This is a genomic window from Acidimicrobiales bacterium (assembly GCA_022452035.1).
Lineage (GTDB): Bacteria > Actinomycetota > Acidimicrobiia > Acidimicrobiales > MedAcidi-G1 > UBA9410.
Genome location: JAKURV010000002.1, coordinates 46,728 through 58,718, shown reverse-complemented (window position 1 = coordinate 58,718; position 11,991 = coordinate 46,728). Strand labels below are relative to the sequence as shown.

Annotated in this window: 11 protein-coding genes and 1 pseudogene; 5 read left to right on the top strand and 7 right to left on the bottom strand. The window is 68.5% G+C overall.

Annotated features, from left to right (window positions below):
- Positions 1–56 precede the first annotated feature (56 nt).
- Positions 57–725 (top strand): MgtC/SapB family protein, encoded by a 669-nt coding sequence (locus tag MK181_01340; protein ID MCH2418436.1) that lies wholly within the window; start codon positions 57–59, stop codon positions 723–725.
- 8 nt (positions 726–733) lie between these two features.
- On the opposite strand, the gene MK181_01335 is transcribed toward MK181_01340, so the two are convergent.
- Positions 734–1,672 carry an RsiV family protein gene (locus MK181_01335; protein MCH2418435.1) on the bottom strand — a complete coding sequence of 313 codons (939 nt, stop codon included), beginning with the start codon at positions 1,670–1,672 and terminating at the stop codon, positions 734–736.
- Between the two features lie 97 nt (positions 1,673–1,769).
- Between MK181_01335 and MK181_01330 the strand changes: the two genes are divergently transcribed.
- Positions 1,770–2,204 (top strand): hypothetical protein, encoded by a 435-nt coding sequence (locus MK181_01330; protein ID MCH2418434.1) that lies wholly within the window; start codon positions 1,770–1,772, stop codon positions 2,202–2,204.
- Between the two features lie 37 nt (positions 2,205–2,241).
- Here MK181_01330 and MK181_01325 read toward each other — a convergent pair whose 3' ends face one another.
- Together MK181_01325 and MK181_01320 are read right to left on the bottom strand one after the other, a co-directional pair.
- Entirely contained in the window at positions 2,242–5,256 is a 3,015-nt protein-coding gene (locus tag MK181_01325) for a UPF0182 family protein (GenBank protein MCH2418433.1), read from the bottom strand.
- A 115-nt stretch (positions 5,257–5,371) separates the two neighbouring features.
- Complete coding sequence (locus MK181_01320; protein MCH2418432.1) at positions 5,372–6,424, bottom strand: hypothetical protein; 1,053 nt, start codon at positions 6,422–6,424, stop codon at positions 5,372–5,374.
- 16 nt (positions 6,425–6,440) lie between these two features.
- On the opposite strand from MK181_01320, the gene MK181_01315 reads away from it, so the two are divergent.
- Positions 6,441–6,920, top strand: a complete 480-nt coding sequence (locus MK181_01315; protein MCH2418431.1) for a hypothetical protein — start codon at positions 6,441–6,443, stop codon at positions 6,918–6,920.
- A gap of 2 nt (positions 6,921–6,922) precedes the next feature.
- Positions 6,923–7,663 (top strand): HEAT repeat domain-containing protein, encoded by a 741-nt coding sequence (locus MK181_01310; protein MCH2418430.1) that lies wholly within the window; start codon positions 6,923–6,925, stop codon positions 7,661–7,663.
- On the opposite strand, the gene MK181_01305 is transcribed toward MK181_01310, so the two are convergent.
- The 4 genes and pseudogenes from MK181_01305 to MK181_01290 all read right to left on the bottom strand — a co-directional run bounded on the left by MK181_01305 (position 7,660) and on the right by MK181_01290 (position 10,600).
- Positions 7,660–8,664: a rod shape-determining protein gene (locus tag MK181_01305; GenBank protein MCH2418429.1), complete on the bottom strand. Its 1,005-nt coding sequence runs from the start codon at positions 8,662–8,664 to the stop codon at positions 7,660–7,662. The genes MK181_01310 and MK181_01305 overlap by 4 nt on opposite strands.
- A gap of 9 nt (positions 8,665–8,673) precedes the next feature.
- Positions 8,674–8,925: a hypothetical protein gene (locus tag MK181_01300; GenBank protein MCH2418428.1), complete on the bottom strand. Its 252-nt coding sequence runs from the start codon at positions 8,923–8,925 to the stop codon at positions 8,674–8,676.
- On the bottom strand, positions 8,922–9,434 hold the full coding sequence (locus MK181_01295) for a molybdenum cofactor biosynthesis protein MoaE (GenBank protein MCH2418427.1): 513 nt from the start codon (positions 9,432–9,434) through the stop codon (positions 8,922–8,924). Before MK181_01295 ends, MK181_01300 begins: the two co-directional genes overlap by 4 nt.
- 539 nt (positions 9,435–9,973) lie before the next feature.
- Positions 9,974–10,600: pseudogene (locus tag MK181_01290) on the bottom strand (NAD-dependent epimerase/dehydratase family protein).
- A 100-nt stretch (positions 10,601–10,700) separates the two neighbouring features.
- On the opposite strand from MK181_01290, the gene MK181_01285 reads away from it, so the two are divergent.
- Positions 10,701–11,972 carry a zinc-dependent metalloprotease gene (locus MK181_01285; protein MCH2418426.1) on the top strand — a complete coding sequence of 424 codons (1,272 nt, stop codon included), beginning with the start codon at positions 10,701–10,703 and terminating at the stop codon, positions 11,970–11,972.
- Positions 11,973–11,991: the final 19 nt, after the last annotated feature.

Sequence of the window (11,991 nt, the reverse complement as noted above, 5' to 3'; positions counted from 1 at the left end):
GCCCGGCTGGGCAACCCTCTCCGGTCCACCGGACCCGTTGTGGCAGGCTCGACTTCGTGGACACACCGAGCTCCCTCGAACTGATCGGACGTCTTGGCCTAGCACTGGCCCTAGGAGCGGTCCTCGGCCTGGAACGCGAGACCCGTCACAAGACGGCTGGACTACGCACCCACTCCCTGGTCGCCCTCGGAGCCGCCCTGTTCACGGTGGCTGGCGCCTACGGCGTCATTGGCGACCAGAACGACCCGTCCCGAGTCGCCGCCCAAGTGGTAACCGGCATTGGCTTCATCGGTGCCGGTGCCATGATCCGCAGCGGGTTCACCGTGACCGGCATCACCACGGCGGCCACACTGTGGATGGCCGCCGCCTTCGGGGTAGCTGCCGCTATGGGCCTTTACCTGGTGGCCACCGTGGCCGGCGCCATGACCCTGGTCGTCGTCGTCACCTTCGGCCCCCTGAAGCCGTACGTCCTGTTTCGCCGATCCAGGCGGCGTTTCGAGATCCACTACCGGCCGGGCAGCGGCACCCTGGACGCCCTGTTTGGTGGTCTTGAGTCGGTCGGTGGACGGATCATGGCCGTGGCCACCGCCGAACGGAACGGCGAACGCCAGACAACGATCGACGTCCGGGGCCTCGATGAGGTGGAGTTAGCCAAGGTCCTGGCCGCCATCGCCGACCGGGCAGAGGTGGTCAGCATCGACCATGCGCCTGGATCAGGCGACTGAACCGGCGCTCAGCCCACGAAGGAGCCGGCCGGACCGTCGGGGTCCACCAGGCCATCCAGCCACGACCACGGAATCCGAACTGCGGGGGTGCCCAGTGCCCCGGGGCCCACCTGGTAGCGCTCGAACCGAAGGATCAGGGCGGTCGCCGAGATTCCGAACACGGCGAACGTCCTCGGCTCCGGTATCAGACCCGGCCCCCCTACCTGGGAAGTGTCGGAACCCTCAGTCCCCCACAGAACCCCTTCGCCGAACTGGGATGCCAGGTCCCGCCCGGCCAGGATCGCCACCGTCTCGACCCACGGGCTCCCGGATAGGAAGAGGTCCCCAATCGAAAGGGTCCTGCCAGTCGCCAGGTCCACCAGCGCTGAGCCCACTACCTCAGCCGGCCGGGCCGCTCCGTCCACTACCGAATTCAGGTCGTACACCGCGCTAACCAACCGGTTGTCGAGGTGGTGGACCACCGCCCCTCCGGTGAGGGTGCTCGACCCACCCGTCCTCCCAGCGTCGGGTAGTTCTTCTTCCAGCCTGCCGACCTCGTCACCGAACTGAGCGATCTCGGCCAGGACCGGCTGGCGGAGTGCCACGTTTACCGGGTCGCCGGGCCACAGGCCGTCCAGTTGCGGATAGGTCACGTCGTACCGGGCCCGAACCCCAACCACCCCTGAGGCGACCTCCAGGACCACCGACCCGACCGTCGGGTCAGTAGCCGCCCGAGCCCGCTCCTCGGACACCGTCAGGCCTGACACCAGGTCTCCCTCCAGGCCCGAGGCCCCACCCGGTGGCTTGGTGGGAGCAGGGCTGTGCCCGATTCCGTTGGCCACCATGTCCCGGCCGTCGTGTCCGGCACATCCGACGGCAACGACACCGAGCAGCCAGATGACGACGACTATCGACCACCGTCTCTGGCCGGTGCTGCGACCGGGCCCTGGATTCCGAATCGGTTCCACGGCGGGGAGGGTAGTCACGGCCGGGATCTAGACCCGGGCTGCGACAAACGCCCCGGGATGCCGGATCGCCGCATCGACCCGTGGATACAGTCGACCCATGGCCCTCCGTCGCTCCCGCACCCGTGCCGAACCTCCGGCCACCGACCAGACCCTGCTCGACATGGTGAACGCGATACGCGACCTGACCGAGAGAGTCGACGTCGTCGAGCACGACTCGCGCTCCCTGGGTACGGCAACCGTCGACGACCAGGCCAGCGACGTTATGGACCTCCGGCTTCAGGTGGCCCGCCTGTCTGCCGAACTGTCGCGGGTCACCGTTGAGCTCAATGCCCGCATTGCAGAGGTGGCCCACAGCGCCGGCGTAGCCCTGAGCGACGAAGCTGTCGCGCCGATCCCCACTCCCGACCTAGCCGGCGACGAGTCGTTCATCGACCTCACCGCCGACTCTCCGGCTCGGGCTCGCACCGGCTCCGATCCCACCCCGGGTGCCGATTCGCCACGGCGGGCCAGCGGCTGGCAACCCGTCGACTGATCGTCCGTCCGAGCGGCCTTCGCCTCATCGGCCGGGTCTATTCGTCGGAGACTGATCCCTCCAAGATCTCCAGTAGGTCCTGGATCCGGGCCTGGATCCGTCCGAACTCCAACCAGTCGGCAGGATCCCGGGCCAACGCCCGGGCCGAGGCCCGCTGGAGGTCGGCCAACTCGGTCAGGAGGGCGTCCACGTCCTCTGGAAGGTCGCCTTCCACCGACGAGCCTCCATCGGAGCCCGTAACGACGTCGTCCGACCCGCCATCCGTCGCGAGTTCCGGATCGTCCTCAACTTCCGAAGTGCTCGCCCCGGTGCTGATCCCGGCGAACAGGGCGTCCAGGCGCGCCCCGGTGAGATCCTCCAGTGCCTCCTGCAGCGAGTTGGCCATCACGACCTTCTCACCCACGGCGACAATGACGCGCTCCAGTTCCGGCACCGTGGAATCCCCCTCGGCCTGCACGTACAACGGTCGCACGTAAAGGATCGAGTCCTCGATCGGCACGAGCAGTAACTCGCCGAACAACACCGAAGACCCCCGTTGGCTGAGCAGCGTCTGGAGGCTGGCCACCTCCTCATCGTTGCGTATCCGCTCCTCGGCAAGGGCCGGTCCATCGAAGTTTGAAGATGGGGGCCTGTACACGACCAACTCGCCATATCGGTCACCGTCGCTGCGTCCCACCATGTAGGCCGCCAGTTCCTTGCGGGCGTCGTCCTCGTCAAGGGGTACGTAGGCCCGCATGATCACGAACTCGGTCTGGTCACCCCCCGGAAGGTCGACCATGGCCCGGTAAGGCGCCATCCGCTTGTGCCGGGTCCCGACCTTGAAGCCCTGCTCGTCCACCACGGTTAGGTTGGCCGCTCCCTCACCGGTCCGTCCCGGGTCCTGAGACACCGACCACTCTGACGCCCGCTGGTAGAAGTTCTCGGTGTCGTCAACGTGGTAGCTGCCCCACAGTTCGGTCTGGACCCGGAAGAGGTCCTCGGCGTACCGCAGGTGGCCAACAAGGGAACTAGGCATCTCTGACGCTGGGGTGAACAGGCCCTCGAATGCCGAGCCGTAGGCGGACACCAGAGGATCCTCGGGGTCCACGACGTAGAAGATGACCTCGCCGGTGAAGGCGTCGACTGTGGCCTTCACCGAGTTCCTGACGTAGTTGAGATCGTGTCGGAGGCCGCTGGACCTTGGCAGGTTCACCGTGGAGGCAGTCTGGGCGTACGGGAACCGGTCGGTGGTCGTGTAGCCGTCCACCACGTAGATGATCCGGCCGTCCACCAGTACCGGGTAGGGGTCGGCGTCGAAGTGGAGGAAGGGGGCCAGCTTCTCGACCCGGTCGCGCACGTCGCGCACGTAAAACACCCGGGATTCCCCAGTGATGAAGTTGGAGATCAGCGGCTCCAGCTGGCCGAACCGCAGGGCGAACGCCGCTCGACGGATCGTCGAACCCATGGCCACGCCGCCGTCACCGCCAATGTCGGCGTACCGGACGGTTCGCGTCTCCTGGTTTTCGTCGGTGTAATCCACCTCGTCGCGGCTGGCCCCGACCACTGCATACCCGCTGAGGCCCTCACCTACGTACAACTGGGGCCGGTCCAGAACCACCTCCACCGACGGGTCGATGGACACCGGTAGGTCCCCGACCAGAAAGTCCGGGTCGCCCGAGCCCTTCACCCGGCTGACCGGAGCCATGGCCACCCCGTAGCCGTGAGTGAACGCCACGTGCTGGTTCTCCCACGACCGGGTCTCGTTCAGCTCCAGCTCACGGGTCCCAAGCAGGACCTGGGTGGTCTCCCCGCCGATGGTGTACCGGTCGGTGTCCATCTCATCAGTGAAGGTGTAGTACTCGCGCTCCCCCTGGAGGCGGTCAAAGGTCCCCTGGACAACCAACGGATCCAGGGTGCGGATGTTGCGAACTGTGCCACCGTGGGCCCGCAGGTCGGCTGCCGTCACCTCGTTGTCGAAGTCGGTGAGCTGCACTTGGGTGATGCTGTCCAAGCCGAAGGCCAACCGTGTCGCCTCAATGTTGCGACCGATGTATAGCGCCTCCTTCTCCGACTCGGCTGGCTCCACCCGGAGGCTCTGGATGACCGCCGGGTAGATGTTTCCGATCACCAGGGCAACGAACGCCCAAAGCCCTACGGCCAGGGTGGGCAGCACCCAGCCTCGGCGACGGATGTTCACGATCAGCAGGACCACGGAGAAGAGGGAGATGAGGATCAGTAGTTGGATGGCCGGTAGCTGGGCCTTCACGTCGGTGTAGGTGGCCCCCATCACGGCCCCCCGGTCTGAGGTGGTTAGCTCGAACCGGGCCAGCCAGTAGTCGGCGGCTCGCACCAGGGCGATCAGAGCCAGGAGTACCGACAGGTGGGCCTTGACCTGGGGTTGGACCCGCTCGCCGGCAGTCTGCAAGCGGATCCCGCCGTTGATGTAGTGCAGGATCGTGGTCACCACCAACGTCACCATCAGCGTGGCGAACAGCCAGCCCACCACGAAGCTCAGGAACGGCAGGCGGAACACGTAGAAGCCGATGTCTCGGCCGAACTGGGCATCGGTGACGCCGAAGTCCACGCCGTTGGTGAACAGCAGCCACTCCTCCCACCGGCCCGATACGCCCAGTCCGGCGACGAGGGCAAACAGACCCGACAGGACGAGGCGCACCAGCCCTCGCCGGCGACCCACCAACAGGTGGTAGCCGCGCAGCAGGTCCTCCTCCGGCCCGGGTGGCCTGACGCGGGGAGCCAGGCGGTCGGCCACCGTCAGGTTCCCGTACAGCATCCCGAAGAACAGCAGAGTGAACAGGGCTACCAGCACCACCTGGGCACTCAGGACCGAAACGAACACGTCCTCGTGGCCCAGGGCGTCGAACCACAGGTAGTCGGTCCAGAAGCCGGCGATTCCTCGCAGGGAGAGCAGAAGAACGAAGAACGCCGATACGACTCCGCCAACTATCAGGCGGATCTTGCGCGACCCCCGGGGCGGTCGCCGGCGACGAAGGAGGAAGGGACGCGGCCCGGGCGGTGGGGCGTCTTCAGGCGGTGGGGCGTCTTCAGGGCGCATGTGGGGAGCCTACGGCCGACACGCCGGACCGAGGACAGCGAGCCGAACTCTCACGACGGGGACGGATCTGCCATGCCCCCCGGTATGTGTTGTGGAAGCCCGATGACGCCTTGCCTCACGGAAGCGCCAGGTCGGTGGTGTGACCCCCGTGGCGGGCTAAGGCGGCCAAGGCGTCGGCCAGGTTGTCCACTCCCTCGACGGCCAGGTCCCCGGCGTGGTGTCGGGCGTCGGTCAACTCGCCCGTCGGCACCAGCAAAAGGTCGATCCCCGCCTCCCGGGCCGCCACCACCTTCTGGATGATCCCGCCGATCGGGCCCACGTTGCCGTCGATGTCAATGGTCCCCGTCGACGCCACCCGTAGGCCCCCGGTCAACTCGCCGGGCGTCACCAGGTCCAGGATGGACAGGGCAAGGGCCAGGCCGGCCGAATTGCCGCCCACCCGGCCGGTGTTCACGCGCACGTCGATGGGGAGGCCCTCCACGTCCTCCCACCGGGTCTGGGGGACTACCCCCAGGAAGCCAATCGACGGATCGTCCTCACGGGCCCCCAGGACAACCTTGACAGTCCGGGACGGTCCACCCCGGACCGGTTCCACTTCCAGAGCCACCACGTCCCCGGGGTGGTGCGTCCCGATGCCCGCCACAAGGTCCTTGACGACCCGGATCGGCTCGCCGTCCACGGCCACGATCACGTCGTCGGTGGTCAGCAGCCCGATGGAGGGTCCTGTTACCTGGGCCAGGCCCACTCCGGTGGCCTCGTATGGGTCGACCCCCAGGTGGCGAAGGGCGGCGGCCACTGCCGTCGACTTGGATACCCGCATCAGGTCCAGGTTGAAGGCCCGATTCTCGTTTCGGGTCCGATCGCCGAGGACCAGATCCTCCTCGAGCAAGGTCAACGAACCCCTGATCCGGGCCTCCAGGTACTCCCAGCCGTTGACCGTGGAGTCCTGTCGGACCGTGGTGAAGTACACCTCGCCGACCGGCTCGAAACGCTGGCCCACGGTGACGACCACCCGGTCGCTCAGCGACTGAACGGACCCGGGGCTGAACACGAAATAGGGCAGCCGCACGAACGTCAGGAGCAGGGCGGCGGCCACCCCGAGGAGTACCAGGAACCCGACCAGCATCCGTGGGCGCCGTGCACCGCCCCCGTCCGCGGGGCTCTTCACGGGTAGGTTGCTCGTCGTGGAGTTGCCGTTCCCGCCGCTGGACGGGTCGATCCCGACCCCGGTGTTCGTGTCCTGGTCGTTGATGGTGCTGGTCCTGGGCGCCGTCGGCTACGGGGCGATCCGCCGGTTCTCGCCGGTGGCGGCCCAGCCTGCCACGGACACGACCCGATCGAGCATCGGACTTCGGTACGGCTCCGGTCTCCCCGACCGGCCAACGGTTCGCCTCCTGCTGGCCCGCCGGTCGCAGATTCCCCCCTCGGGGGACCTGGAGTTCGCTGTGGACCGACCGTGGAGTCCCGGGGCCCGCCTGGGCGTCTGGTTCCAGCCGCCCCGACGGGTGGTCACCGGCCGTCGGGCCCATATCCGCTGGTGGCACCGGCTTCGTTCGTTGGTCTTGCTGACCGTCTTCGTGGTGGTTGCTGGGGTGGCCACCGCCACGATCATCGGCCTCGTGGTGTTCCTTTCCGGGTTCCTCCTCGAGCAGGCCATCGGCTGACCGTGGCCTCAGCCGGTCCGGACGACCGGATCCCGAGTGGCCGTCACGTTCACCACGGTGCCGCCCCCGACGCGGAGGTGGCGATCCGGCGGCGCCGGGCCGTCCTGGCCGGGCACCACGGAGACCCTGCTGGAGCTCGTGCCCTGCTGTCCGATCCGGAGCCCGTGGTGCGGGCGGCCGCCCTGGGTGCTCTCCACCGCATGGCGGGGGACCGGACGACCGACGGCCTCCGCGATCCCGAGTTGGCCAACGGCCTCACGGACCCCGATCCCGCGGTTCGGCGACGGGCTCTCGAGGTCCTTGCCGGGCGGGCTCCCGGCAGCGACGTTCACCGGGAGGCCCTCGTGGCTCTGCTAGCTGACGGCGACCGGTCGGTGGTCGAGGTGGCCTGCTGGGCGGCCGGCGAACACCCGGAGTGGTCTGACCACACGGTCGGTCCTCTCTCCGTCGTTGCCGGGACGTCCAAACCGGCCGACGGCCACGACGATTCTCTGTGCCGCGAGGCCGCAGTGGCCGCCCTCGGCGCCGTCGGGCATGCGGGCGGACGGGCGTCCGTCCTAGCCGGGCTCTCGGACCGTCCGACCGTCCGGCGACGCGCCGTCCTGGCCCTGGCTTCCTTCGAAGGGGATGACGTGGAGGCCGCCCTTCGGTCTGCCCTCAACGATCGGGATTGGCAGGTCCGGCAGGCCGCCGAGGACCTCCTGGGCGTCGAGCCGGAAGGGCCACCGACCGGGGATTCCTAGCGACGGCCCTCCATGAACATGGCCCGCATCGCCTCGAATGACTCGATGCACTGGCCGGCTCCCATCACTACGCACTCCATCGGCGTGGCCACCGGAACCACCGGGACGCCGGTCTCTTCCGACAGACGGGTGTCGAGCCCCTGCAGGAGGCTCCCGCCTCCTACTAGGCAGATGCCCTGGGCCAGTAGGTCCTGAGCCAGTTCGGCCGGCGCCTGGGCCAGGCAGGCCACCACGGACTCCACTATGGCCGACACCGGCTCGTCGATGGCTATGCGGATTTCCGCTGGCGTCAAGATCACCGTCTTGGGAAGGCCGCTCATGAGCTCGCGACCCTTCACTTCGGCCCGCCCCTCGTCCGGAGTAGGAGCCGCTGAGCCAATGTGCCACTTGATCTCCTCGGCGGTGCGCTCACCTATGGCCAGCCCGTACTCGCGGCGCACGTAGGCCTGGATGGCGGCGTCGATGTCGAAGGAGCCGACCCGGACCGCCTCGAGAGCCACTACGCCCCCTAGCGAGAGCAAGGCCGACTCCGAGGTTCCCCCACCGATGTCGACCACCATGTTCCCCACCGGCTCACTGATCGGGAGGTTGGCGCCGATGGCCGCCGCCATCGGCTGTTCGATTAGCTGCGCATCGGCGGCCCCGGCCTTTCGGGCCGCCTCGGTCACCGCCCGACGCTCCACGGCGGTGATGGCCGACGGCACGCAGACCAACACCTTGGGACGGTTAAAACGGCTCACACCGACCCGTTCCAGCAGTAGACGGACCATCCGCTGGGTGACCTCGAACTCGGTGATGGCCCCCTTGCGTAGTGGCCGCTTGGCCACAACGTGCTCCGGGGTCCTCCCGATCATGTGCCAGGCCTCGTCACCCATGGCCAGGACGTCACCCGTCCGCTCGTTGATGGCGATCACCGACGGCTCGGCCAGCACCACCCCCTCTCCGCGGGCGTAGACCAGCGTGTTGGCCGTCCCCAGGTCGATCGCCAAGTCCCGTGCCACGAAGGGTTCCTAGCCGTCCCGCTGGTCTTCAGGCCGACCCGGTTGGGCATCCCAGTCCTCCCGGCCCAGGACGCGGAGGCCACCGTCGCCGTGTACCGGCGTCGCGGAGCCCGGCGACGACGACCGCAGGGACCGCAGCGTGCGCCGCAACTCGTTGGGGTCTTCGACCGTGGTCCGTGGCCGGCTGAACAGCCACACCACGATCGAGAGCACGACCGCCAGGCCAGCCCCCCCGATCAGGAATAGGACGGCCGGGTTCACTGTGCCACCCCGCCGACCGGGCCGTTTGACCCCTCGACGTCGACAATGTGCTGGGCGTCCGTCCCCCAGCTCTCGCCACCGTCCCACGTTTCGCTCTTCCAGATCGGAACGGTGGCCTTGAGCGTGTCGATGCACCAGCGCCCAGCCTCAAACGCCGTGTCCCGGTGGGGTGATGACACGGCCACCACTACGGCGGCCTCACCAACCTCCAACGGACCGGTCCGGTGAACTAGGGCTACACGGCCCAGGTCCGGCCACCGCCGGCGAGCCTCGTCGGCGATCCGTCCCAGGCGAGGGACTACCTGGGCGTCGTAGGCCTCGTATTCCAGGGCCGTCACCCCGGGGCGACCCTCGGCGTGGTCGCGTGCGTTTCCGCAGAACACGAGCACCGCACCGCAGTCGGGTCGGGCGACCCAGCGGATCAACCCTTCAACCGGTAGTGGGTCCGCTGTGAGTTCCAACCGGGTCTCGGGATCCGTCTCGTCGGACCTGCCCGGGTTTGCTGTCATGGGGCGCAATCGTACGGTGCCCAACGGACCGGCAGGTCGCAGCGTCCAGTCCTGTCCGGAAGCCTCCGGTACCGTCGGCCCACCCGGTGACGACGTCACCTTCGCCGATCGACCGACCGGCCGCGTGCCAACCGCAACAGCAGCCAGACCAGTCCCACGGCCAGGATCCCCGCCCCAACCAGCGACGCCTGCTGGCGGGCCCGGGCGTCCATCCGGTCCAGGATCCCCGGCTCATGCCCGGCCACGTAGGCCTCCTCGTTGGAGTGCGACGGCTCCCACCCCAGGTCGCGTAGGCGGTCGTTGGACACCACCCACGGGTGCACCGAGTATGGGAAGACCCCAGGGGGTGCCGGCGAGAGGCCGACAGCAAACAGCACCCGGCCCACCAGCACAGCCAGGCGGCCCGGAAGGCGCAGGCGCGGACCCGGCCCTCCCAACTCGGCCATCACGTCGACACCGATCCAGCCGTCTGGTGCCACGTTCAGCGGGCCGTTGTGACGGGCCTCTACTGCGCACACCGCAGCATCGGCCAAGTCGTCGCTGTGCAAAAACTGGCCGAGGGGTTCTCCCTCGTCGCTGCGGATCGACGCTGCGGCTCCCACCACGCTGGCTAGGCCCCCGGGGCGTTCCTCGGCGACCGTCACCGCCGGTCGTAGCACGGTCAGGATTCGCGAGCCCGACGAACCGGCACCGGAACCTTGTCCGCCCCCGTCGGCCCACGCTGTGGCCATCTCCTCTAGACGGGCCCGGTGCACAGCAAACAGGAAGTCGGGGCACGGCCGCACCGGCGCGTCCTCGGTCAGCGGCACCGGGTTGTCCGGCCAGGCGCCGTAGACCATGGCCGAGGACCTCACCACCAGGTGCTCAACCCCCACGTCGGCCGCCGCAGCCAAGAGGCGCTCCATAACGGCCAACCGGTCGTGGCCGGTGTTGACTCCCAGATCAGCCGCCGTCACCCCGGACGCCAGGTGGACGACGGTGTCAGCCTCGACCAGGAGATTACGTAAGTCGGCCACCGCCAGGTCCACCAGCCGGATCTCCACTCCGGGAGCGGGCGGAACGCTGGAGCGACGGTCCAACCCCAAGACGTCGTGCCCGGTAGCGGCCAGGCGGGCACAGACCCGGCGCCCGACGGCGCCGGTGGAGCCCGTGACGACGACCCTCATCGGAGGCCTCCGAGGGCCCGACTACCGGGCCCCTCCAGACCCGCCGGCTGGGCTCCTACCCGCAGGAAATGCGCTGACTCCATCGCCATAGAGTGCCCGTGTGAGCCCCGAGGATCCACCACAACCTCCCGACGACCGGGACCGCCCCGGCGGCGACGCCGATCCTTTCGCCGCGCTCTTCCAGGCCTTCGGTGTAACACCCGGCAGCGGTATACCAGGCCTCCCCAGTATGGGCGGCTCCGGTGGACAGGATCCGGCCCGCCAAATAGCCATGGCCGTCGCCTCCGAAGGGACCAGCGAGCCGAACGTGGAACCTGTGGTCCGTATGGAGTACGAGTCGCTGGTCCGGGTGGCCGAACTCAACGTCGCCGACCGAACCGGCCTAACGGTGTCCCGTTCGGGAACCTTGGGCGTCCGACCAGTTACCCGGGCCGGTTGGGCCTCGGCCTCCGTCGACGCCTACCGCCCCTACCTGGCCCGCATGACAGAGGTGCCTGACGATCCGGCGGCCGGCCTGTCAGCATTCGGCCCAGGAGGTATCGAGGTGGTGTCCGACGACCCCACGACCCACCCGTCGGCAGACTGGCTGTCCGGCCTGGTGGCCGCTATGGCCCCTCTGATGGCCTCCGTCACCACCGGGACCATGGTCGGACGGCTAGCCACCCGGAACCTCGGCTCCTACGACCTCCCCATCCCCCGGGAAGGGGACGAGATCCTGGTTGTGGCCCCTAACGTGGCCGCGTTTGCTGACGACTGGAGCCTCCCCGCCGAGGACCTCCGGCTCTGGATCTGCCTCCACGAGGTCGCCCACCACGCGGTACTCGGTGTCCCCCACTTACGGGCCGTCCTCGTTGACCTGCTGTCCCGGCACGCCGGGGCGTTCCGCAACGACCCGTCGGAGCTCCAGGAGCGGTTAGGCGACGTGGACCTCTCCGGTGGTCCCGAAGCCCTGGCCCGCCTCCACGAGGTGCTGGACCCAGAGATGGTGCTGGGTGCAGTCCGCTCCCCCGAACAGGAGGAGTTATTGCCCAGGCTGGAGGCCTTGGTTGCCCTGGTCATCGGCTATGTGGACCACGTGATGGACGACGTCGGAGGCAGCCTCATCGGGTCGTACCGCCAGGTCACTGAGGCTGTCCGGCGACGGCGGGTCGGCACCGGGGAGGCCGACCGGTTCGTGGAACGGATCCTGGGCCTCGACCTCACCCAGGAACAGGTCGACCGGGGGACAGCCTTTGTGGATGGTGTGGTGGACCGCAACGGGGCCGACGGCCTGGCCCGGTTGTGGTCAGACAAGAGGCACCTGCCCACTCCGGCTGAGGTCGACGCTCCTGGCCTCTGGCTGGCCCGCATCGACCTACCCGACAACGGCTAGCCCGCTTACCGGACTCTGG

Bases quoted from the DNA above. Each gene is read 5' to 3' on its own strand.
- MK181_01330 (MCH2418434.1), top strand. From the start codon at position 1,770: ATGGCCCTCCGTCGCTCCCGCACCCGTGCCGAACCTCCGGCCACCGAC.
- MK181_01325 (MCH2418433.1), bottom strand. From the start codon at position 5,256: ATGCGCCCTGAAGACGCCCCACCGCCTGAAGACGCCCCACCGCCCGGG.
- MK181_01295 (MCH2418427.1), bottom strand. From the start codon at position 9,434: ATGACAGCAAACCCGGGCAGGTCCGACGAGACGGATCCCGAGACCCGG.